At 75.9% G+C, this 21,404-nt stretch carries 21 protein-coding genes; 13 read left to right on the forward strand and 8 right to left on the reverse strand.

The annotated features are described in order from the left end of the window. Window positions 1–38: 38 nt before the first annotated feature. Window positions 39–989, forward strand: a complete 951-nt coding sequence (locus FMM08_RS18435) for an EamA family transporter (protein ID WP_147927849.1) — start codon at window positions 39–41, stop codon at window positions 987–989. Here the strand turns inward: FMM08_RS18435 and FMM08_RS18440 are convergent. The 3 genes from FMM08_RS18440 to FMM08_RS18450 form a co-directional block, all read right to left on the reverse strand. Further along, a complete protein-coding gene (locus FMM08_RS18440) occupies window positions 975–1,664 on the reverse strand; it encodes a S1 family peptidase (RefSeq protein ID WP_222710935.1) in 690 nt (229 codons plus the stop codon). The two genes, FMM08_RS18435 and FMM08_RS18440, sit on opposite strands and share 15 nt — an antisense overlap. Window positions 1,665–1,690: 26 nt before the next feature. Next, complete coding sequence (locus FMM08_RS18445; RefSeq protein ID WP_147927850.1) at window positions 1,691–2,086, reverse strand: hypothetical protein; 396 nt, start codon at window positions 2,084–2,086, stop codon at window positions 1,691–1,693. A gap of 150 nt (window positions 2,087–2,236) precedes the next feature. After that, window positions 2,237–3,193, reverse strand: coding sequence for a GlxA family transcriptional regulator (locus FMM08_RS18450; protein WP_147927932.1), 957 nt, complete (start codon window positions 3,191–3,193; stop codon window positions 2,237–2,239). 97 nt (window positions 3,194–3,290) lie between these two features. Here FMM08_RS18450 and FMM08_RS23180 point away from each other — a divergent pair, with 97 nt between their 5' ends. Together FMM08_RS23180 and FMM08_RS18455 are read left to right on the forward strand one after the other, a co-directional pair. Beyond that, window positions 3,291–3,455 (forward strand): hypothetical protein, encoded by a 165-nt coding sequence (locus tag FMM08_RS23180; protein ID WP_187279852.1) that lies wholly within the window; start codon window positions 3,291–3,293, stop codon window positions 3,453–3,455. A gap of 27 nt (window positions 3,456–3,482) precedes the next feature. Continuing rightward, a complete protein-coding gene (locus tag FMM08_RS18455; RefSeq protein ID WP_187279860.1) occupies window positions 3,483–4,322 on the forward strand; it encodes a class I SAM-dependent methyltransferase in 840 nt (279 codons plus the stop codon). On the opposite strand, the gene FMM08_RS18460 is transcribed toward FMM08_RS18455, so the two are convergent. Beyond that, on the reverse strand, window positions 4,319–4,549 hold the full coding sequence (locus tag FMM08_RS18460; RefSeq protein WP_147927852.1) for a DUF3046 domain-containing protein: 231 nt from the start codon (window positions 4,547–4,549) through the stop codon (window positions 4,319–4,321). The genes FMM08_RS18455 and FMM08_RS18460 overlap by 4 nt on opposite strands. Window positions 4,550–4,640: 91 nt before the next feature. Here FMM08_RS18460 and FMM08_RS18465 point away from each other — a divergent pair, with 91 nt between their 5' ends. From FMM08_RS18465 to FMM08_RS18490, 6 genes are all read left to right on the forward strand, one after another. Further along, window positions 4,641–5,000 (forward strand): DUF3817 domain-containing protein, encoded by a 360-nt coding sequence (locus FMM08_RS18465; protein ID WP_147927853.1) that lies wholly within the window; start codon window positions 4,641–4,643, stop codon window positions 4,998–5,000. Window positions 5,001–5,010: 10 nt separating this feature from the next. After that, window positions 5,011–5,235: a DUF167 domain-containing protein gene (locus FMM08_RS18470; protein WP_147927854.1), complete on the forward strand. Its 225-nt coding sequence runs from the start codon at window positions 5,011–5,013 to the stop codon at window positions 5,233–5,235. An 83-nt stretch (window positions 5,236–5,318) separates the two neighbouring features. Continuing rightward, window positions 5,319–6,188 carry an ABC transporter ATP-binding protein gene (locus tag FMM08_RS18475; protein ID WP_147927855.1) on the forward strand — a complete coding sequence of 290 codons (870 nt, stop codon included), beginning with the start codon at window positions 5,319–5,321 and terminating at the stop codon, window positions 6,186–6,188. Continuing rightward, the gene (locus tag FMM08_RS18480; protein ID WP_147927856.1) at window positions 6,185–7,051 is read left to right on the forward strand and encodes an ABC transporter permease; all 867 of its coding nucleotides are present in this window, start codon (window positions 6,185–6,187) and stop codon (window positions 7,049–7,051) included. Before FMM08_RS18475 ends, FMM08_RS18480 begins: the two co-directional genes overlap by 4 nt. Further along, window positions 7,052–8,233 (forward strand): sensor histidine kinase, encoded by a 1,182-nt coding sequence (locus FMM08_RS18485; RefSeq protein ID WP_147927857.1) that lies wholly within the window; start codon window positions 7,052–7,054, stop codon window positions 8,231–8,233. Continuing rightward, window positions 8,230–8,883 carry a response regulator transcription factor gene (locus FMM08_RS18490; protein ID WP_147927858.1) on the forward strand — a complete coding sequence of 218 codons (654 nt, stop codon included), beginning with the start codon at window positions 8,230–8,232 and terminating at the stop codon, window positions 8,881–8,883. Before FMM08_RS18485 ends, FMM08_RS18490 begins: the two co-directional genes overlap by 4 nt. On the opposite strand, the gene FMM08_RS18495 is transcribed toward FMM08_RS18490, so the two are convergent. The 4 genes from FMM08_RS18495 to FMM08_RS18510 are packed head-to-tail and all read right to left on the reverse strand — an operon-like array spanning window position 8,880 to window position 13,463. Then, the gene (locus tag FMM08_RS18495) at window positions 8,880–9,419 is read right to left on the reverse strand and encodes a glyoxalase superfamily protein (RefSeq protein ID WP_147927859.1); all 540 of its coding nucleotides are present in this window, start codon (window positions 9,417–9,419) and stop codon (window positions 8,880–8,882) included. The two genes, FMM08_RS18490 and FMM08_RS18495, sit on opposite strands and share 4 nt — an antisense overlap. Window positions 9,420–9,473: 54 nt before the next feature. After that, window positions 9,474–9,974, reverse strand: a complete 501-nt coding sequence (locus FMM08_RS18500) for a hypothetical protein (protein WP_147927860.1) — start codon at window positions 9,972–9,974, stop codon at window positions 9,474–9,476. Window positions 9,975–9,979: 5 nt separating this feature from the next. After that, a complete protein-coding gene (locus FMM08_RS18505; protein WP_147927861.1) occupies window positions 9,980–11,950 on the reverse strand; it encodes a primary-amine oxidase in 1,971 nt (656 codons plus the stop codon). A gap of 34 nt (window positions 11,951–11,984) precedes the next feature. After that, on the reverse strand, window positions 11,985–13,463 hold the full coding sequence (locus tag FMM08_RS18510; protein ID WP_147927862.1) for an APC family permease: 1,479 nt from the start codon (window positions 13,461–13,463) through the stop codon (window positions 11,985–11,987). A 137-nt stretch (window positions 13,464–13,600) separates the two neighbouring features. Here FMM08_RS18510 and FMM08_RS18515 point away from each other — a divergent pair, with 137 nt between their 5' ends. The 4 genes from FMM08_RS18515 to FMM08_RS18530 all read left to right on the forward strand — a co-directional run bounded on the left by FMM08_RS18515 (window position 13,601) and on the right by FMM08_RS18530 (window position 21,402). Next, window positions 13,601–15,037, forward strand: a complete 1,437-nt coding sequence (locus tag FMM08_RS18515; protein ID WP_187279854.1) for an APC family permease — start codon at window positions 13,601–13,603, stop codon at window positions 15,035–15,037. A 7-nt stretch (window positions 15,038–15,044) separates the two neighbouring features. Next, the gene (locus FMM08_RS18520) at window positions 15,045–15,785 is read left to right on the forward strand and encodes an IclR family transcriptional regulator (protein WP_147927864.1); all 741 of its coding nucleotides are present in this window, start codon (window positions 15,045–15,047) and stop codon (window positions 15,783–15,785) included. A 37-nt stretch (window positions 15,786–15,822) separates the two neighbouring features. Next, window positions 15,823–20,748: an ATP-dependent helicase gene (locus FMM08_RS18525; protein WP_147927865.1), complete on the forward strand. Its 4,926-nt coding sequence runs from the start codon at window positions 15,823–15,825 to the stop codon at window positions 20,746–20,748. A gap of 78 nt (window positions 20,749–20,826) precedes the next feature. Beyond that, complete coding sequence (locus tag FMM08_RS18530; protein ID WP_147927866.1) at window positions 20,827–21,402, forward strand: DUF4126 domain-containing protein; 576 nt, start codon at window positions 20,827–20,829, stop codon at window positions 21,400–21,402. Window positions 21,403–21,404 lie beyond the last annotated feature (2 nt).

Below are 21,404 nucleotides of genomic sequence, written 5' to 3' on the forward strand. Positions count from 1 at the left end.
GTCACCCTCGGCGTCACGAGCGTAGAGGGGTTTGACTCATGACAGCGACTGCGGCGCAGACCGCCCCGGCAGCATCCACCCTCCCGGCCCAGAGCGGCCTGCTCTACGCGCTCGCCTCCGCCGCCGCGTTCGGCACCTCGGGCATCTTCGCCAACGCGCTGCTGGCGGCCGGCTGGACTCCCGGGTCCGCCGTCATCGTGCGCATGCTGTGCGCGGGCCTGGTGCTGGCGCCCGTCGCCGTCGCCCAGCTCCGCGGCCGCTGGCACCTGCTGTGGGCCGCCCGCTGGCGGGCCCTGGCGTTCGGGGTCTTCGCCATGGCCGGCTGCCAGCTCGGCTTCTTCGCCGCCGTCGAGACCGTGCCGGTCTCCCTCGCGCTGCTCATCGAGTACTCCGGCGTGCTGCTGGTGGTCGCGTGGGCGTGGACGGTCGGCGGTCAGCGCCCCCGCCTGCGCACCGCGCTCGGCGGGCTGGCGGCCCTCGGCGGCCTCGCCCTGGTGCTCGGCGTGGGTGAGGGCGGCCTCGCCGGTGGCACCGGGCTGGTGTGGGCCGGCATCGCCGGCGCCTGCCTGGCCGTGTACTTCGTGCTCGCCGCGCACGACGGCAGCGGCGTGCCCGCTCTGGCCATGGCCTGGGTGGGCATGCTCGTCGGCGCCGCCGTCCTCGGCGCCGCGGCGCTCGTGGGCCTGCTGCCCATGGGGGTGGCCCTCGGCGACGTCGCCCTCGCCGGCGCGGCCGTCCCGTGGTGGTCGGTGGTGCTCGGCATGGTGGCCATCGCCACCGCCTTCGCCTACGGCACGGGCATCGCCGCTGCCCGCCGCCTCTCCGCGGCGCCGGCGTCCTTCGTGGCGCTCACCGAGGTGCTCTTCGCCGCCGCGTGGGCGTGGGTGCTGCTGGGCCAGCACCTCTCCACCGTCCAGCTGGTCGGCGGAGCCGTGGTGCTCGCGGGGATCGTGGTCGTCCGCAGCGACAAGTCCTCAGCAGCGGGCTGACCCGTCCGCCGGACCCTGCGCCGCCAGCGCGGCGCGCAGGGTGCTCACCGGCACCGCGTACGCGTCCTCGCCGGTCGTGGCGCCCGCGTAGAGCACGCCGACCACCGCGCCGTCGCCGTCCACCACGGCCGACCCGGAGCTGCCCGGCGCCACCGAGGCCTCCAGCTGGAGCACCGCCGCCGCGGCGGTGTGCAGGGGGTCGTCCGCAGGGCCGGTGATCGTCCCGGTGGCCTTCGCCAGAGCCTCGCCGCGGGGGTAGCCGACCACCGTGACGGTCTCCCCGCCGACCGGGTCGGCGTCGGCCAGCGGCGCGGTGGCGGGGAGCGCCTCGCGCGTGCGCACCACGGCGAGGTCCGCCACCGCAGCCGTCACCGACCCCGTCACCGCCAGCTGGTGACCGTCCCACGTGTCCACCTGCAGCTGCTCCGCGCCGGCCACCACGTGCGCGTTGGTCACCAGGGTGTGCGCGTCCACCGCGAAGCCCGAGCCGGTCCGCACGTTCGTGCAGCCGACAGTGCGCACCCGCACCGACGCCCGCACCGCGGTGCGCAGGACGCCCGCAGACTCAGCGCTGGCGACGGCGCTGGCCGCTGCCGCGGCCGGGTCCGCCGCTGCAGGCTGCACCGGCGGCATCTGCGGCACCGCTGCGCACGCCGCCGTCCCCAGCACGCTCACCAGGACGACGACGGCGGCGGAGCGCCTCAGCGGTCCCCCGCTTCGCGCAGGTCCGTGGCGCGGGCCTTCTCCGCGGCCAGCTGCTCCACGCGCGCGTCCGAGGCTGCGAGGTCGGCCTGCAGCGCGTCGAGGCGCTGGTGCAGCTCCTGCGAGGTACCCACCAGCTGCGCGCGCTGCGACTCGGCGCTCTCGGCGCGCTGCTGCCAGGCGTCGCTGACCACCCACAGGTACGCGGCGGCGCCGAGCGCCAGCACGAGCGCGCCCACGAGGGCCGTGACGACGAGCGCGACGCCCGCGCCGCGGGCAGCTGACGGCTCGCGCCGGTGCGAGCGCTCGCGCAGCAGCGGGAGTCCCTCGACGTCGGGCCGCGACCTCTGCGCCGGCACCACAGCGGACCGCGCCGCGGTGGGTAGCTGGCTCACCCACCCATCGTGACCGCTGGCGGTGCCGTGCGCGGGCGGTTCACCGGATCCGGCCTCCACCACCCGCGAGCGCCGGTGCAGCGACGCGGGCTCGAACTGGCAGCCGTCCTCGTCGGACCGGCAGTCCGGCGCCCCCCTGGCGCGGTGCGGCTAGGCGGTGCCCGCGAAGGTCCGGCGGTAGGCCAGGGGCGTCGTGCCCAGGCGGCTGAAGTGGTGGCGCAGCACCGCGCCGGAGCCCCACCCGACGGCCGCGGCCACCTCGTCGACCGGCAGGTCGGTGGTCTCCAGCAGCTCCTGGGCGCGCTGCAGCCTCATCCGCGCCACCCAGGCCGCCGGTGAGGTGCCGGAGGCGTCGGCGAACCGGCGCGCCAGCGTCCGCGGTGACATCCGCGCGTGCGCGGCGAGCCGCTCCACCGACAGGTCCTCGGCGAGGTGCTCCAGCGCCCAGACGTGCAGGGCGGCGAGGTCGTCGTCGGCGCACGCCTCCGGCGGGAGCACCGGGGTCGGGATGAACTGCGCCTGGCCGCCGTCCCGGTGCGGCGGCACCACCATGCGGCGGGCGATCTTGGCGACCCCGGCGGCGCCCAGCTCGCCGCGCAGGAGGTGGAGGCCGGCGTCGATGGCGGCGGCCGAGCCGGCGCTGGTGATGACGGGACCGTCCTCGACGTACAGGACGTCGCAGTCGACCGTCGCCGCCGGGAACTGGGCGGCGAAGTGGTCGACGTACTTCCAGTGCGTGGTGCAGCGCCGCCCGTCGAGCAGCCCCGCGTCGGCCAGCACGTACGAGCCGCTGCACGCCCCGAGGAACCGCGCGCCCCGCTCGTGCGCCGCGCGCAGCGCCGCGACGACGGCCGGGCTCGCCGTCGTCCCCCGGGGTACGGGGGTGGTGACCACGAGGTCGGCCGAGGCCGCGCGCTCGAGGCCGTGGTCGACGTTGACCGAGAACCCCTGGTTGGTCACCACCGGACCGGGGTGCTCGGTGACCAGGGCGAAGTCGTAGACGGGCAGGCCGTCGTCGCTGCGGTCGAGCCCGAAGAGCTCGCACACGATGCCGAGCTCGAAGGGGGCGACACCGGGCAGGACGAGGACGGCGACGTCGCGGAGCACCACGCGCACAGCCTGCCACGCAGTGTGGCAGGAAGTCGATGACCGGTGTCACTTCTGCCACTGGTGGCACGAGTTCAACGGCCGCCAACATCGGGCCATGGAGATCCTCGTGGCCCTGGTCGCCACCGTCCCGGTGCTCGTCGTCGTCGCCGTCGTGCTCGTCGCCGTGAGGGGCGACGGGTACGGCCACCGCCCGCCGCCGTCCTCCCGCCGCGCCTGGCAGGCCGGGGACCTGCCCAGCCGCGCCTACCGGGAGGGATGAGCACTGGGCAGGATGAGGACCGTGGACGTGCGCGCAGCGGTGGACCTCAACCTCGCCAACTGGGACGAGCGGGCCCTCGCGCACGCCGCGCCCGGCACGGGTTACGTGCTGGACGACTACGTCGCCGACCCGGCGAAGATCTCCGACGTCGTGTCCTTCGACGCCCCGCGCCTCGGAGACGTGTCAGGCCTCCAGGGCGTCCACCTGCAGTGCCACCTCGGCACCGACACGCTCTCCCTGGCCCGCCTCGGGGCGCGCATGACCGGGGTCGACTTCTCCCCCGCAGCCCTGGAGCAGGCGAGCGCTCTCGCCGCGCGCGCCGGGGCCGACATCGACTACCACCGCGCCGACGTCAGCGACGGCGCCGCGGTGCTCGCCGCTGCGGGCGCGGACCGCTACGACCTCGTCTACACCGGCATCGGCGCCCTGTGCTGGCTGCCGCGCATCACCGACTGGGCCCGGCTCGTGGCGGACCTGCTCGCCCCCGGCGGCCGGCTGCTCGTGCGCGACGGGCACCCGGCGCTGCTCGCCCTCGACCAGGACCGCACCGACGGCGACCTGGTCCTGTCCCACCCCTGGTTCGAGCGCGCCGAGCCCACCGTCTTCGACGAGCCCGGCTCGTACGTCGAGACCGACCACGTCTTCACCCACACCCGCAGCGCCGAGTGGAACCACGGCCTCGGCGAGCTGGTCACCGCGGTGCTGGGCGCGGGGCTGCGGGTCACCGGGCTCGAGGAGCACCGGAGCATCCCGTGGAAGGCGATGGCGCACATGGTCGGGGCACCGGGCGGCGAGTGGGCACTGCCCGAAGACGCTGCCGACCGCGTGCCGCTCAGCTTCACCCTGCAGGCCACGAAGCCCGCCTAGCGTCGGCGGCGGTTGGCCTCGCGGGTGTCGAGCCAGCGGCGCGCCTCGGGGACGTCCTGCGCGTCGCACAGCGCCACCCAGACGTCGCGCGGAGGGACGCCCTCGTCGAGGGCCTGCACCGGCGAGCGACCGCCCAGGGCGCTCAGCACGATGTCGGAGGCCAGGGACCGCGCGTACCCCTGGCCGAACACGGCGTCGGCCAGCTGCCAGAACTCGCTGTGGCGCATCCCGCCCATCCTCCCCTCGCCGTGGTGAGGCTCGCCACGCGGGCCCTGTCGCACGCACCGCTCGCCCGCTGCGGCGTGGTGTGATCAGCGTGTGCCTGCGAGTGATGCCCTGACGAGCCGCCAGCGCCTGGTCCTGCGGGCCTTCACCACCGTCGCCGTCATCGAGGCCTGCACGTGGGTCGGGCTGCTGACGGGCATGTACTTCAAGTACCTGGCGGCGGACACCACGGAGGTGGGCGTCAAGGTCTTCGGCCCCCTCCACGGTGCTGCCTTCGTCGCCTACCTCGTCCTGTCCGTGCTCGCGTGGCGCGTGCTGCGCTGGAGCTGGGGCACGCTGCTCACGGCGCTGGTCTGCAGCGTCCCGCCGCTGTTCACCGTGGTCTTCGAGGTGTGGGCCGCCCGCACCGGCCGCCTCACCCCGGCGGCCTCCCGCACGCGCGTCCTCGCCTGACCCGACCGGCGTGCAGGTGACCGTCCGGGCCAAGCCGGGCAGCAGGCGCGGTCCCCTGGTCGAGACCGACGACGACGGCACCCTCGTCGTGCACGTCCGCGAGCGCGCCGTCGACGGCGTGGCGAACGCCGGGCTGGAGCGCGCGCTGGCCGAGCACTTCGGTGTCGCGCCCAGCCGCGTCCGCGTGGTCCGCGGCCACGCCTCGCGCACCAAGCGCGTCGACGTCGACCTGTAGCGCCGCCCCTCCACCGGTCGGTGGAGGGTGCGTCCCGCCGGCCGGTGCTGCCGCGCGCGGCCCCGCAGCGGCAGGCTCGTGCCATGAGCCGAGAGCCAGAGGGCGAGCCGGCGGTCAGCGTGGCTGACCTGCACAAGCACTACGGGACCAAGCGCGCCGTCGACGGCGTCTCCTTCGAGGTGCCCGCCGGTCAGGTGTTCGCGCTGCTCGGCCCCAACGGGGCGGGCAAGTCGACCACGGTGGAGGTGCTCGAGGGCTACCGCGCCCGCACGTCCGGCGAGGTCCGCGTGCTGGGCGCCGACCCGGGCCGCCCGACGCCCGCCTGGCGCAGCCGGATCGGGATCGTCGCGCAGTCGACGAGGGACCTGTCAGACCTCACCGTCACCGAGGTCGTCAGGCAGTTCGCCACCTTCTACCCCCGCCCGCGCCGCCCCGAGGCCGTCATCGAGCAGGTCGGGCTCGCCGACGACGCCCGCACCCGCGCCAGCGCGCTGTCCGGCGGCCGTCGCCGGCGCCTCGACGTCGCGCTGGGGATCGTCGGAGACCCGGAGCTGCTGTTCCTCGACGAGCCGACCACCGGGTTCGACCCCGAGGCGCGCCGGGAGTTCTGGGCGCTCGTGCAGCTGCTCGCGGCCGACGGCACGACGATCCTGCTCACCACCCACTACCTCGACGAGGTGGAGGTGCTCGCCGACGCCCTGGCCGTCATCGACGGCGGGCGGATCGTGGCCACCGGCACCCCCGCCACGCTCGGCGGGCGCGACCGGGCCGCGGCCACCGTCCGCTGGCGCGACGCCGGGGGCACCTGGCGCACCGAGCTGACGGGCGAGCCGGCGGCGCTGGTCGCGCGCCTGCACGCCGCGGGCGGCGAGCCCGACGGTCTCAGCGTCCACAGGCCCACCCTCGAGGACGCCTACCTGTCCCTGCTCACCCCCGCCGAGGTGTCCCGGTGACGACGACCCCGACCACGCCGGCCGGCCCGCGCACCCGCGCCGCCGCCGACGCCTCGGCCTTCCGCTCCCCCGCGTTCCTGCTGCGCACCTCGCTGGCGCGGACGGTGGTGGAGCTCAAGGAGCTCACCCGGTCCTGGGACGCGCTGGTCTTCAACGTGTTCTTCCCGATCATCTTCCTGTTCATCTTCGGGTCGGTCTTCTCCGGGGACGTGGCGCCCGGCGTGAGCTTCACGCAGTACTTCACCGCCGGGATGGCCGCCTCCGGCGTGCTGCTCGTGAGCTTCCAGTCCCTCGCCATCTCCATCGCGGTGGAGCGGGACGACGGCCTGCTCAAGCGCCTGGAGGGCACGCCCATGCCGCCGGCGGCGTACTTCCTCGGCAAGGTGGGGCTCGTCGTCGTCACCGGTGCCGTGCAGATGGCGGTGCTGCTGACCGCCGCGCACCTGCTCTTCGACGTCGACCTGCCGGCCGGGCCGCAGCAGTGGTGGACCCTGGCGTGGGTGACGGTGCTGGGCGCGGCGGCGGGCACGCTGCTGGGCATCGCCTACTCCAGCGTCCCCCGCACCGGGCGCTCCGCGAGCGCCGTCACCGCGCCCGTCGTCCTGGTCCTCCAGTTCATCTCGGGGGTGTTCTTCGTCTACAGCCAGCTGCCGGGGTGGATGCAGGACGTCGCGGCGGTGTTCCCGCTGAAGTGGATGGCGGAGGGGTTCCGCGCCGCGCTGCTCCCGGACTCGATGGCGGCGGCCGAGCCGTCGGGCTCCTGGCAGCTGGGCGTCGTCGCGCTGGTGCTGCTCGGCTGGACGGCGCTGGGGCTGGTGCTGTGCCGGACGACGTTCCGCTGGCGCCGCCGCGGGGACGGCTGAGTGGACTTCTGGGAGCGCAGCCGGGTCGGCTGGCACGCCGCCTGGTACGGCGTGCTGGCCGTCACGGCCGTGGCGGTGCTGACGCTGTCCGGCGCGCCGCTCGCCGACCGGCTCACCGGGGTCGCGGCGCTCGCCGGTGCCGCGGGGCTGTACGCGGCCGTCGGCACCCGGCTGCTGGCGCAGTCCGTGACGGGGCCGAGGGCGGTGGCGACGTACGCCGTCTACACCGGCGGCGTCGGCGCCTGCCTGGTCGTCCTCTCCCTGGCGCTCAGCCCGGGAGTGGCGCTGGCTCCGCTGTTCGTGCTCTTCCCGCAGGCCTGGGCCATGGTCGAGCGCCGCGGGCCGGCGGTGGCCGTCGTCGTCCTCACCCCCGCCGCCCTCGCCGTGGTGCAGGCCGCGCAGGGCAGCTGGCGGCCCGGGGCGCTCACCGACGCGGTCGTGACGGCGTTCCTGCAGTCGGCGGCGGCGATCGTCCTGGGGCTGTGGATCACCGGGCTGGTGCGTGAGAGCGAGCAGCGCGCCGACCTGCTCGCCGAGCTCACCGCCACCCGGGCGGAGCTGGCCACCGCTGAGCACGCCCGCGGCGTGCTCGCCGAGCGGGAGCGCCTCGCAGCGGAGATCCACGACACCCTCGCGCAGGGCTTCCTCAGCATCGTGGCCCTGTCCCAGGCCGCCCGAGACGGTCAGACCCACGAGCGCCTCGGCCTCATCGAGGCCACGGCCCGCGCCAACCTCGCCGAGGCGCGGGCCATCGTCGCCGCGCACTCCCCGCCGGACCTCGCCGCCTCCCAGCCGGGAGCGCGGCTGCTCAGCGCGCTGGAGCGCCTCGCCGCGCGCACGACCGCCACCGACGGGACCACCGTCGACCTCGACCTGCCGACCGCGCTGCCGCCGCTGCCCCCCGAGGTGGAGGTGGTGCTGCTGCGGGCCGCCCAGGAGGGCCTGGGCAACGCCCGCCGGCACGGCGCCGCCACCCGGGTCGCCCTGGCGCTGGCCGTGGACGCCGAGGGCGTCGAGCTCACCGTCACCGACGACGGGACCGGGCTCGCGGCGGCCCCCACCGGCACCGGCTACGGGCTGGCCGCGATGGCGGCCCGCGCCACCCAGGTGGGCGGCTCCGCCGTGCTCGAGGCGGGCGGAGGTGGCGCCGGGTGCGTCCTGCGCGTCAGGGTGCCGGCATGACCTCTGCCGCTGGGTCGACCCCGCTGCGCCTCGTCGTCGTCGACGACCACCCGGTGGTCCGCGCGGGCATCGTGGCGCTGCTCTCCGCGGAGGCCGACCTCGCCGTGGTGGCGGAGGTCGACGACGGCGACGGCGTGCTCGCCGCCTACGAGCAGCACCGCCCCGACGTGGTGCTCATGGACCTGAGGATGCCCGGGGTGGACGGCGTCACCGCGACCAGCCGGCTGAAGGCCGCCCACCCCGGTGCCCACGTCCTCGTGCTCACCACCTACGACACCGACGCCGACGTCCTGCGCGCCGTCGAGGCCGGCGCCACCGGCTACCTCCTCAAGGACGCACCCCGCGCGGCCCTCACCGACGCCGTCCGCCGCGCGGCCCGCGGTGAGACGGTGCTGGCGCCGCCCGTGGCGGCGAAGCTGCTCACGCGGATGCGCGAGCCCGCCGCCGAGCGCCTCACCGCCCGCGAGACCGAGGTGCTGGCGTGCGTGGGGCGGGGCTTGAGCAACCCGGCCATCGCGAACGAGCTCTTCATCGGCGAGGCGACGGTCAAGAGCCACCTCCTGCGCGTCTTCGCCAAGCTCGGCGTGGACGACCGGACGGCCGCGGTGACGGTGGCGATGTCGCGCGGCCTGCTGCCGCCGCCCCGCTAGCCCGCCGGCTGGCAGAAGCGCAGGTGGTTGCCGTACGGGTCGCCCACCGTGAAGGTCGGACCACCCGGCGCGTCCTGGTCCAGGCCGGGCCGCTGGTGCGCCCACAGCCTCGGGCGCAGCTCGGCGTGGAGGGCGCGGACGTCGCGCACGGGGACCCAGACCACGGTGCCGGGGACGCCGTCCCCGTAGTGCTCCGACAGGTCCAGGACCACCTCGTCGCGGCGCAGGCGCTGGTAGAGGGGGAGGTCGGGCTCGAAGCGGTGCTCCCACAGCAGCTCGAAACCGAGCTGGGAGTAGAACTCGCGCCCGACCTCCCCGTCGAGCACCCGCAGCACGGGCACCGGTGCTCTCAGCTGCGGCGGCTCCTCCCCGGGAGCCAGGAGCGCGGAGGCGGTGTTCCAGTCGCGGTGGCCCAGCTGGTGCGCCACCAGCTCCAGCGCAGCGGAGTGCGTCAGGTCCACCCCGCGGGCGGACAGGTCCTTCCGCAGGGCCCGGGCTGCGGCCTTGGCGGTCTCGACGTCGACGATCACAGTCATCCCTCGCTCCGCGCCGTGCTCCGGGTGCCCGCACTGCCGCAGGTGGCGCTGAGCTCAGCGGACGACGGTCGGTCGCTCGAGGGCTGGCGCGTCCACCGGGGTGCGGGCGGCCGGCCGCGCCGGGCCGTGCCTCCACTGTGCTCCGCCGCGGTGCCTCACCGCAAGGAGGACGAGGACGACGACGGCGAGGGCCAGCTGGGCGCCCACCAGCCCTTCGGCCACGGCCATCAGCCCGTGCGCCGCGCCGTCCGACCGCGCGGCGCCGGGCAGCAGCGACGCGGCGTGCTCGCCGTGGTGGCCCACGACCGCCGCGGCAGCCACGGGCCCGGCGGCCGCCGCGGCGTGGTCGAGCACCATGAGCGCGAGCATCGCCGCGTCGAGCACGGCGCAGCCCACCCACGCGCGGGCTCGCTCGAGGTGGCGTGCGCAGAGCACGCACCCGAGCGCCAGCGGCAGCATCGCCAGCGCCACCGCGCTCGGTCCCGCCACCGCGAGCGCGCCGTGGACCAGCGCGGCGGTCACCGCGAGGACCTGGCCCACGGCGCGCACGCTCACCTGGCTCAGCGCCCGGAGGAGCAGTGCCCGTTGCTGCTGGTCAGCACGGCGGGAACGCCGAGGGCGGGGTTCCTGTCGAAGAACCCGTGGGGCTTGAGCTGGAACCCGGTGTAGTCGGTGGGCATGACGGGCCAGTCCTCCGGGCGCGGGAAGTGCGTGAGGCCGAAGGTGTGCCAGAGCACGACGTCGGTGTCCTCCACGGACCGGTCCGACGCCGTGTACGCGGGCAGGCCCGCGCCACCGGGGTGCTGGTTGACGAGGTCACCGGCGGCGTACCGCTGCGCCGGGTCGTGGGGGGTCACCCACAGGTGCTTCGTGGAGAACGCCGCGCGCGAGGCGACCACCGAGCTCGGGTCGGCCAGCAGCGCGGGGCTGGGCTGCGGGCACAGGGCGTAGCCGACGGGCTCGCCGAGCCGGTTGGGCACCGACGGGTTGGTCACCACCCAGGTCCGCCCGACGGTGGCGTCCGACATCCGCTGCGCCTCCCCCTCGGAGGTCAGCGGGGTCATCACGCGGGTGAAGGCGTTGCCGTAGGGGTTGCCCGGCCCCACCGGCACGCGTGCCGCGTCGACCTCGACCACGGTGTTGCCGGTCCACCCGCCGTCGTCGTCGGGCCGCTGGTCCACCGCCATGTCGAGCCTCGCGGAGAACAGGTGCTGGTGGAAGGGCGCGCCCAGGCCGGGGGCCATCTGCGTGGCGTAGGGGTGCTCCTCGCCGCGGTAGGCGGAGGTGAAGACGATGCCGGTGGCCTTGGCCTCCAGCTCGATGCGGCCGTCGGTGTAGAGGTACCAGTAGAAGCCGTAGTCGTAGTTGCCGATGGTGGTGAAGAAGCTGATGACCATCCGGCGGGCGCGGCGGGTGTCGGAGGCGCCGGTGAACATGTCGGAGTGCTTCCACCCGACGCCGTAGTCCTCCTCGTGGAGGCAGATCGCGTTGCGGATGGTGCGCGGGGTGCCGTCCTCGGCGGCGATGACGGCGTCGAGGTAGGTGATGTCGCCCAGGCAGTCGCAGCCCAGCTCGAGGCTGTTGGAGTACCGGGCGAACAGGTACTCGCCGGTGTCGAAGTAGTTCTGCCAGAACCTCACCGGTGAGGGGTCGGCGTAGGGCACGACCATCTCCGAGATCGACGCGCGGTGCAGGATCGAGCGCCCGTCGAGCCCCACCTGGTGCAGCACGAGCCCCTCGCGGGCGTCGAAGCCGATGCGGGCCTCCCACCCGGCCCACCGGACGACGTCGTCCTCCACCGTGAACGACGGTCCCTGCGGCTGGGTGATCTCCAAGGGTCGCAGCTCCCGGGCGGGAGCGGTGTGGACGCCGGAGAGCAGGTCGCCGCGCTCGGTGGGCACCGGCAGGTCCAGGAGGTCGTGGACGGCGTTCACCGCGCCGGTGGTGATGTCGACGTAGGCGACCACGCCGTCCACCGGGTGCGCCCAGGGCAGGTCGTCGGGGTCGGCCTGGTGGAACCCGAGCACGCGCACGATGCGGTGGCCGTGCTCCTCGGGGAAGTACGAGCCGGCCGAGAGCGGCACGGCCCGCACGTCGGCCACCGCCACGCCGCGCTTCGCCAACGCCGCGGCCCAGCGCTCGTCGCCGGCGAGCAGGCCCTCGATGACCTCGAACTCGCCGTCGAGGATGGGCATGTGGCCATCGAGGCCGTCCACGACGGTGCTGGCCGTCACGGCCGGTCCGCCGGCGGCCGCGAGGTCGACGTGGGCGTCGGTGCCGGTGCCGGTGGCCCTGTCGAGCAGCATGACCCGCACCGACCGGGGCACGGGATCGCCCTCCCGCCAGCTCCGGACGACGTCCTTGTGGGGCTCGTCGGGGCCGATGAAGACGAAGGCGGTGCTCTCGCCCGCCAGCCCGGCGGCGCGCACGGCGTCGGCCGCGGCGGTGATCTCGGCCGGGGACAACCGGGAGAGCGGGTGGGTCGCCGTGGATGCGGTGGAGGTCGTGGTGGGCTCGTCGATGAGGGTCATGGGGTCCTTCTCTGTCGAGGCTCAGGTCGGCGGGTCAGATCTGGGGCGCGCCCTCGGCGCGCGGGGTGAGGAGCAGCTCGGCGGCGGCCGCCGGCCGGGCCGCGGCGAGCACCCAGCCCGCTGCCAGCGCGGCGAGCAGGAGCACGCCGGCGCCGACGCCCAGCACCACCGAGCCGCCCATGAGCAGGGGCAGGTTGACGACGACGAGGGCCAGCGCCCCACCGAGGCCCACCAGCCCGAGCGCCGGGGCCACGAGGGTGTGCCAGGCGCGGCGGTCGGCGCGGGTGCGGCGGAAGAAGACGATGACGGCGATGCAGGTCAGGAGCATCAGCGCGATGATCCCGACGGTCGCGAGGCCCGACAGCCAGGTGAACACCTGCACCACGGGGTCGAGCCCGGCGGCCGCGCAGATCACGAGCAGGGCGGCGCCGACGAGCGACGTCGCCAGCGAGGCCACGTGCGGGGAGCCGTGGTGGGCGTGGCTGGCACCGGCGACGGCGGGCAGGACCTGAGCCCTCGCCAGGGAGAAGACGTACCGGGCGAGCACGTTGTGGAAGGACAGCACCGCGGCCAGGAGGCTGGTGAGGAGCAGCACCTGGAGGACGTCGGAAGCGGCGGTGCCCAGGTAGCGCTGCGCGGCGTTCGCCACCATGGCGCCGGGGTCGGAGGCCGCCACGGCGACGGCCTCCTCGTCCCCGTAGGCCGAGACCACGGCCCACGCCGACAGCGTGTAGAAGACGCCGATCGCGGCGAGCGCCACGTACGTGGCCAGGGGGATGGTCCGCTCCGGGGTGCGGGCCTCGTCGCGGAACACCGCGGTGGCCTCGAACCCGATGAACCCGGCCACGGCGAACATGAGGCCGAACGCGGGAGCACCCGAGAGCAGCTGCGACGGCTCCACGAGCGCCGTGGACAGGCCGGCCCCGTCCGCCCCGCCGCGCAGCACGACGGCGGCGTCGAGCACGAGGACGATGGCGATCTCGGCGAGCAGCAGCACACCCAGCACCCGTCCGGACAGCTCGATGTGGCGGTAGCCGAGCCAGCCGCAGACCGCGACACCCGCGAGCGCCCACGCCCACCAGGGCAGCGCGAGACCCACCCACGACGAGACCAGCTCGCCCGTGGCGTAGCCGAGGTAGGCGTACACGGCGCCCTGCACGGTGACGTAGCTGGTGAGCGCCACGAACGCGCTGCCGAGACCGGCGCTGCGGCCGAGGCCGACGCCGACGTAGGAGTAGAACGCGCCGGCGTTGGGGACGTGGCGGGTCATCGCGGTGAAGCCGACCGCGAACAGCGCCAGCACCACGGCGGCGACGGCGTACATCGCCGGGTAGGCGGCGCCGTTGCCGTTGGCGATGCCGATCGGCACGGACCCGGCGACGACGGTGAGGGGCGCCGCGGCCGCGACGACCATGAAGACGATCGAGCCGACGCCGAGGCGCCCGGTGAGGCGCTCGGCTCGGCCGTCCGGCACGAGCGCGGGGGCTCCGGAGGGAGCTGACGTGGTGGCCATGGGCGCCAACCCTGCGACGCCGGCGTTGCGCGGCTGTTCCGCGCACGGGTCCAGGCCGAGACCGTGATCGAGAAGGCCCGCGAGGTCTTCTCGTCTGAGGAAACACCGGCGCAACACACCTGGGCCACCCTCACCCGGTGCCAGCGCCCGCTCTCGCGACGACCTCCCCCGTGGAGGGACTGCGACGACGGCGGCTCGGGTTCCTCGAGGTGCTGGCGCAGTCCGTGGCGGTGCTCGCCCCGACCGCCGCGCTGGTCACGGTGCCGGCGCTCGTCGCCACCGCCGGCGGCTCCCTCACGGTGCCCGCCTTCGCGGCGGCGGGGTCGCTCATGGTGCTGGTGGCGTGGAGCGTGCGGCACGCGGCGCGCCGGATGGCCGCCGTCGGCGGCGTCTACAGCTACTGCGCGCGGGGCCTCGGCCCGGTGGCGGGCGTCGTGTGCGGGTGGTCGCTCGTCGTCGCCTACGCCGCGCTCGCGGTGTCCTCCTGCGTGGGCGCTGCCCTCTACGCGTCCGCGCTGGTCGGGTGGGCGCAGCACCCCTGTGTCGTGGCGGTCGGCGTCGTCGTCGTGGCCTGCGGCGTGGGCCTGGTCGCCGCGCGGGGGGTCCAGCTGTCGGCGCGGCTGGTCCTGGCGCTGGAGGCGGTGTCCCTGACGCTCGTGCTGGTGCTGCTCGGCGTGCTCGTGGTCCGCGGCGGGCCGCAGGCGGGCGCCACCGAGCCGGCGGGCGCCGTCGTCGTCGACGCCCTCCCGACGCCCGGGGGCGCCGCCCTGGCGCTCGTGCTGGCGGTGACGGCGTTCATGGGCTTCGAGAGCTCCTCGGTGCTGGGCGTCGAGTCGCGCCGTCCGCTGCTGTTCGTCCCGCGGGCCGTGCTGTGGACGCCCGCGGTGGGCGGCGTCGTCCTGCTGGTGGGCGCGGCCGCGCAGATGGCGCTGCTGCGCGAGGCACCGGTCGCCGTCCTGCTCTCGGGGGCTCCGCTGGACGGGCTGGTGCGGGCGGAGGCGGGCGGCCCGCTGCCGTCCCTGCTCGACGCCGCGGCCGCTGCCGCCTTCGTGGCCTGCACGAGCGGTGCCGTGACCGCGCTGGTGCGAGTGCTGTTCTCGATGGGTCGCGAGGGGGTGCTGCCCGCCGCGCTGGGCGACGTGCACCCCGTCACCGGGACACCGGTGCGAGCGCTGCTGACGGCGCTGCCGCTCGTGGCCCTCGTGCCCGTGGTGGCGCTGCTCGCCGGCGCCGCTCCGCGCGCGGTGCTCAGCGGTGCGGTGACCGTGGCCGCCTTCGGCTCGCTCCTGGCGTACGCCCTGGTCAGCGCCGCTGCGCCGGCCCTGCTGCGGCGCATCGGCGAGCTGACTCCGGCGCCGCTCGTGGTCGGGGTGCTCGCGTCCACCTCGTGCGCGGCCCTGCTGCTGGTGGCCGCCGTCGCCGGTCCCTGGACGGGCGGCCAGTCCCTGGCGCTGGTCTTCGCCGCGCTCGTGGTGCCGGGGGTGGCCCGCGTGGTCTGGCTGCGCCGGCGCCACCCCGAGCGGCTGGCGCGGGCCGGCGTCTACGACGAGCCGACCCGGCGCAGCGTGCTGTGAGCGGCACGTGAGCGACAGGGGTCTGACGGGCCGCCAGCCGGGCGCGGTCCAGAACGCGCTGGCGGTGCTGGAGGTGGTGGCCCACGCCGGCGCCGGTGTCACGGCGAAGGAGGTGGGCGAGCTCGCGCACCTCCCCCCGGCCACCACCTACCGCCTGCTGAACCTGCTGGTGGGCGAGGAGTACCTCATCCGCATGCCGGACCTGCGGGGGTTCGCGCTGGGCCGCAGGGCAGCCGCCCTGACCGGGGCCGCGCCCGAGCCGCGCCTGTCGCGGGCCGCCCGCGACGAGCTGCGGCGGCTGCGGGGCTCGCTGCGCGTGGGCGTCCACCTCGTGGTGTTCGGCCCGACGGCGCTGCGCTGCGCCGACGTCGACCCCGAGCTGCCCCTGCGCGACCCCGCCCTGCTGGAGCGGCACCTGCACGCGGGGGCGGCGGGCCGGCTGCTGCTGGCCGACCAGCCCGACTGGCGGGAGGTGCACCCGCCGTCGCGGCTGGTCCGCCTCACGGCGTCCACCGCGGTGCGTCCGCACCAGCTTCAGGCGCGGCTGGACGAGACCGCCGAGCGCGGCTGGGCCGCGCAGACGGGTGAGGTCCACGACGACGTCTCCTGCCTCGCCGCGCCCGTGCGCGGCGCCGACGGCGCCCTCGTGGCGGCGGTCGTGCTCAGCGCGCCGCGGCCGCGGCCGCCGGTCGACCACCTCGACGCCGCCCGGGGGTGCGCGGCCGCCCTGGAGCCGCTGCTCGCCTGAGGCGCCGTTGTCGGTGGTCGGTGCGACGATCCCGGACATGGGTCAGGAGCCGGTGGACGACGTGCTGGAGCGCTTCTCCGCGCCCACCCGGGACTGGTTCCGCGGTGCGTTCGAGCGCCCGACCACCGCGCAGGAGGGTGCCTGGCGCGCGGTCTCCAGCGGTGACCACGCGCTCGTCGTCGCCCCGACCGGCTCGGGCAAGACGCTGTCGGCGTTCCTGTGGGCGCTCGACCGGCTGGCGGTGCAGGGCCCCCCGGAGGACCCGCTGCGGCGCACCAGGGTCATCTACGTCTCGCCGCTGAAGGCGCTCGCCACGGACGTCGAGCGGAACCTGCGCTCGCCCCTGCTGGGCATCGGCTACGCCGCGCAGCGCCTGGGCGCCCCCGTGCCCGAGGTGAGCGTCGCCATCCGCTCCGGTGACACCCCCGCCGACGAGCGCCGCGCCTTCACGCGCCGGCCCCCGGACGTGCTCATCACCACCCCCGAGTCCCTCTTCCTCCTGCTGACGTCCAAGGCCCGCGAGGTGCTGGGCGGTGTCGAGACGGTGATCCTCGACGAGGTGCACGCGGTGGCCGGCACCAAGCGCGGCGCGCACCTCGCCCTCACGCTCGAACGGCTCGACGCCCTCCTCGAGGCCGGCGGCGGCCAGCCCGCCCAGCGGATCGGCCTGTCGGCCACCGTCCGACCGGTGGAGGAGGTGGCGCGCTTCCTGTCGGGCGCACGGGCGATCGGGGCCGGGCCGTCGGAGGGGGGCCGCCCGGTCACGATCGTCCAGCCGGCCTCGACCAAGTCCTGGGACCTGTCGGTGGTGGTCGCCGTCCCGGACATGGGCGAGCTGGGCCAGAGGTCGGAGGAGGACCTCACGGGCCTGGCCGCCGGCGAGCCGCAGCGCCGGTCCATCTGGCCGGCGGTCGAGGAGCGCGTCGTCGACCTCGTCTCGGCCCACCGCTCCACCATCGTCTTCGCCAACTCCCGTCGGGTGGCGGAGCGCCTCACCACCCGCCTCAACGAGGTGTGGGCGGAGCGGAACGCCCCTGACCCTGAAGCAGAGGGTGAGGGTGAGACTCCGGACGACGACGCTGGTCACCGGCTCGCCGGTCGAAGGACGCCCGCCGAGGTGATGGCCCAGGCCGGTCAGTCCAAGGGGCTGCCTGTCGACGCGCCCGTGCTCGCCCGGGCGCACCACGGGTCGGTCAGCCGCGAGCAGCGGACCCTCATCGAGGAGGACCTCAAGGCAGGCCGCCTGCCCGCCGTCGTCGCCACCTCGAGCCTCGAGCTGGGCATCGACATGGGCGCGGTCGACCTCGTCGTCCAGGTCGGCTCCCCGCCGTCGGTGGCCTCCGGGCTGCAGCGCGTGGGCCGCGCCGGCCACCAGGTGGGCGCCACGAGCCGCGGGGTCCTGTTCCCCCAGCACCGCAGCGACCTCGTCCAGACCGCCGTCGTCACCGAGCGCATGCGCACCGGCGGCATCGAGGCGCTCAAGGTCCCGGCGAGCCCGCTCGACGTCCTCGCCCAGCAGGTGGTGGCGATCACCGCCCTCGACGAGGTCACCATCGACGACCTCGAGCGCCTCGTCCGCCGCGCCGCTCCCTTCTCGGGGCTGACCCGGGGGGTGCTGGAGGCCGTGCTCGACATGCTCGCTGGTCGCTACCCCAGCGAGGAGTTCGCCGAGCTGCGACCGCGCATCGTGTGGGACCGCACCACCGGCGTCCTGACCGGCCGCCCCGGCGCCCAGCGCCTGGCGGTCACCAGCGGCGGCACCATCCCCGACCGCGGCCTGTACGGCGTCTTCCTCGCCTCCGGCGAGGGCCCCGGCCGGCGCGTCGGCGAGCTCGACGAGGAGATGGTCTACGAGTCGCGCGTGGGCGACGTCTTCACGCTCGGCACCTCCACGTGGCGCATCGAGGACATCACCCACGACCGCGTGCTGGTCACCCCCGCCCCCGGCGTGCCCGGCAAGCTGCCGTTCTGGCACGGCGAGGCCGTGGGCCGCCCCTACGAGCTGGGGCGCGCCATCGGCGCCTTCACCCGCGAGATGGGCTCCCTGCTGGGTGACGGGGGCGACGACGACGCCGGCCGCCAGCGGGCGCTGGCCGCGGGCCTGGACGAGTGGGCCGCCGACAACCTCCACGCCTACCTGACCGAGCAGCGCGAGACCACGGGTCACCTCCCCGACGACCGCACGGTCGTCGTCGAGCGCTTCCGCGACGAGCTGGGCGACTGGCGGGTGGTGCTCCACTCCCCCTTCGGCGCCCAGCTGCACGCGCCGTGGGCGCTGGCCCTGGCGGCCCGGCTGCGGGAGCGCTTCGGGCTCGACGCGCAGGCCATGTCGTCCGACGACGGCATCGTGCTGCGCCTGCCCGACCTCGACCTCCTCTCCAGCCCTGACGGAGCCTGGGACGACCCCTTGCCCGCGCGCAGCGAGCCGCCGGACGTGCTGGAGGCCGTCCTCGTCGAACCGGAGGACGTCGAGGCGCTGGTGACCGCCGAGCTGGGCGGCTCCGCGCTGTTCGCGAGCCGGTTCCGCGAGTGCGCGGCGCGCTCGCTGCTGCTGCCCCGTCGTCGTCCTGACCGGCGCACGCCGCTGTGGCAGCAGCGGCAGCGGGCCGCGCAGCTGCTGGAGGTCGCGAGCCGGTACCCGTCGTTCCCGGTGGTGCTGGAGACCGCGCGCGAGGTGCTCTCCGACGTCTTCGACGTGCCGGGCCTGGAGGCGCTCCTGCGCGACCTGCGCTCCGGGGCGGTGCGCGTGGTGCAGGTGACCACGGAGCAGCCGTCGCCGTTCGCGCGGTCGCTGCTGTTCGGGTACGTCGCGCAGTTCCTCTACGAGGGCGACACGCCCCTGGCGGAGAAGCGCGCGGCGGCGCTCTCGCTCGACCCGACCCTGCTCGCGGAGCTGCTGGGCCGCGGCGACGGCGCGTCCCTGGCCGACCTGCTCGACCCCGAGCAGCTCACCCGCACCCAGGCCGAGCTGCAGCGCCTCGCCGAGGACCGCCGCAGCCGGGACGCCGAGGACGTCGCCGACCTGCTGCGGGTGCTCGGGCCGCTGACCGCTGCCGAGGTGGCCGCCCGCTCCGCCGCGCCCGAGGAGGCCGGCGCGTGGCTGGTCGACCTCGAGGGGTCCCGCCGCGTCATCCGGGTCCGCATCGCCGGTGAGGAGCGGTGGGCGGCCGTGGAGGACGCCGGGCGCCTGCGCGACGCGCTCGGCGCGGCCCTGCCCGTGGGGGTGCCGGAGGCGTTCACCGCGCCGGTGCCCGACCCGGTGGCCGACCTCGTCTCGCGCTGGGCGCGCTCGCACGTGCCCTTCACCGCCGCCACGGTGGCCGCCCGTCTGGGGACGGGCGTGGCCGTCGTCGTCGACGCCCTCCGTCGGCTCGCCGCCTCGGGCAGGGTGGTCTCGGGCGACCTCCTCCCCGGCGAGGTGCGGCTCGCGCTCGACGGCGCCCTCACCACCGACCCCGGCGGGACGCCGGACTGGTGCGACGCGGAGGTGCTGCGGCTGCTGCGCCGCCGCTCGCTGGCTGCACTGCGCTCCGAGGTGGAGCCGGTGCCCCCGCGCGACCTGGCGCGGTTCCTGCCCGGGTGGCAGCAGGTCGGCTCGCGGCTGCGGGGCGCCGACGGCGTCCTGCGCGCCGTGGAGCAGCTGGCGGGCGCCGTGGTCCCGGCCAGCGCCCTGGAGTCCCTCGTGCTGCCGGTGCGCGTGGAGCGGTACTCGCGCTCCCTGCTCGACGAGCTCACCGCCGCCGGCGAGGTGGTGTGGCAGGGCCACGGGTCGCTGCCCGGGGACGACGGGTGGGTCTCGCTGCACACCGCCGACGCGGCGCCCGTGACCCTGGCGCTGCCCGACGAGTCCCTCGAGCTCACCGACGTGCACCGCGCCGTGCTCGACGTGCTGGGCAACGGCGGTGCGCACTTCTTCCGCTCGGTGGCCTCAGCGCTGGAGGCCACCGAGGAGGGCGGTGTCGACGACGCCACCCTGGAGCGGGTCCTGTGGGACCTCGCCTGGGGCGGGTACGCCACCAACGACACCCTCGCGCCGCTGCGCGCCCGGCTGGCCGGCGGCAGAGGAGCCCACAAGGGCCCGCGGGCGGCACCGCGCTCGCGCTACGGGCGGACGGGCTCGCGGTACGGCGGGCTGGGCCGGGCCGGTGGCGGGTTGGGGCGTCCCGGCAGCGCCGGCGGCGGGTTCGGCGGGGCGCCGCGGACCGGGCCTCCCAGCACGGTCGGCCGCTGGTCGCTGCTGCCGGAGCTCGAGCCCGACCCGACCGTGCGCGCCTCGGTGACCGCGGAGGTGCTGCTGGACCGGCACGGGGTGCTGACCCGCGGAGCCGTCGCCTCCGAGCGGCTGCCCGGCGGGTTCGCCGCGGTGTACCGGGTGCTCGCCGCCATGGAGGAGGCGGGCCGCGTGCGCCGCGGCTACTTCGTGGAGGGGCTCGGCGCATCGCAGTTCGCCTCCACGGGCGCCGTCGACAGGCTCCGCGCGGCGTCGCGGCCGCTCTCGACCATCGGTCGCGGTGACTGGCAGGGCCGTTCGGTCGCCCCCGGCGCTCCGGGGGCCTCCGAGGCGGACCGCCCCCGCACCGTCGTCCTGGCGGCGGCCGACCCCGCCAACCCGTACGGCGCGGCGCTGCCGTGGCCGGAGCGCGGTGAGCGCGGCGAGGGCGGGGCCGCTGGTCACCGGCCGGGCCGGAAGGCGGGCGCGCTGGTGGTGCTCCTCGACGGCGAGCTGGTGCTCTACGTGGAGCGCGGAGGTCGCACGCTGCTGTCCTTCACCGAGGAGGTGGACGCTCTGCAGGCGGGAGCCGACGCGCTCGCGCTCGCCGTCCGCGACGGCGCCCTGGGGCGGCTCACCGTGGAGAAGGCCGACGGCGCCGGGGTCCTCACACCGGGCTCCTCACCGCTCGCGGCGGCCCTGGAGGCAGCAGGGTTCACCGCCACCCCGCGAGGCCTGCGCGTGCGGGCGTGAGGACGCTGAGCGGCGGCTCAGTCAGCGCCGCCTCGCGCTTCGCCGAGACACCACCGTTCTGAGGCGGATGATGGAGAGGTGGAGGTGCTCGTCGGCCTGGGTCTCGCCTCGGCAGCGGGACTGAACGCCTACCTGCCGCTCCTGCTGCTCGGCGCCCTCGCCCGGTTCACCGACCTGGTCCCGCTGCCGCCGGAGTGGTCCTGGCTGTCCGACCCGGTCTGCCTCGCCGTGCTCGCAGTGCTCCTGCTGGTCGAGGTGGTGGCGGACAAGATCCCCGGCGTCGACCACCTCAACGACGTGCTCGGCGCCGTCGTGCGCCCCGCCGCGGGGGGCATCGCCGTCGGCGCTGGCACCGCGAGCACCAGCGGTGACGGCCAGTGGTGGACCGTCGTCCTCGGCGCCGTCCTCGCCCTCGTCGTCACCGTCGCGAAGTCGGCGGGACGCGCCGCCGTCAACGCGACCACCGTCGGCACCGGTGCGCCGGTCGCCTCGACGCTGGAGGACGGCGCCAGCCTCGCGCTGTCCCTGTCCGCGCTGCTCGCGCCGGTCCTCGTGCTCGTCGCGCTCGTGGGCGTCGCCGCCGTGGTCCTCCTGGCGGCGCTGCGCGTGCGTCGACGCCGGGCAGCACCCCCACCTTCGGGATGGATTGTGTAACA

Origin of the sequence: Quadrisphaera setariae, from assembly GCF_008041935.1 — a bacterium.
Lineage (GTDB): Bacteria > Actinomycetota > Actinomycetes > Actinomycetales > Quadrisphaeraceae > Quadrisphaera > Quadrisphaera setariae.

Bases quoted from the DNA above. Each gene is read 5' to 3' on its own strand.
- FMM08_RS18490 (WP_147927858.1), top strand. From the start codon at position 8,230: ATGACCTCTGCCGCTGGGTCGACCCCGCTGCGCCTCGTCGTCGTCGAC.
- FMM08_RS18495 (WP_147927859.1), bottom strand. From the start codon at position 9,419: ATGACTGTGATCGTCGACGTCGAGACCGCCAAGGCCGCAGCCCGGGCC.
- FMM08_RS18460 (WP_147927852.1), bottom strand. From the start codon at position 4,549: ATGCGCCACAGCGAGTTCTGGCAGCTGGCCGACGCCGTGTTCGGCCAG.
- FMM08_RS18510 (WP_147927862.1), bottom strand. From the start codon at position 13,463: ATGGCCACCACGTCAGCTCCCTCCGGAGCCCCCGCGCTCGTGCCGGAC.
- FMM08_RS23180 (WP_187279852.1), top strand. From the start codon at position 3,291: ATGGAGATCCTCGTGGCCCTGGTCGCCACCGTCCCGGTGCTCGTCGTC.
- FMM08_RS18435 (WP_147927849.1), top strand. From the start codon at position 39: ATGACAGCGACTGCGGCGCAGACCGCCCCGGCAGCATCCACCCTCCCG.
- FMM08_RS18505 (WP_147927861.1), bottom strand. From the start codon at position 11,950: ATGACCCTCATCGACGAGCCCACCACGACCTCCACCGCATCCACGGCG.
- FMM08_RS18525 (WP_147927865.1), top strand. From the start codon at position 15,823: ATGGGTCAGGAGCCGGTGGACGACGTGCTGGAGCGCTTCTCCGCGCCC.
- FMM08_RS18475 (WP_147927855.1), top strand. From the start codon at position 5,319: ATGAGCCGAGAGCCAGAGGGCGAGCCGGCGGTCAGCGTGGCTGACCTG.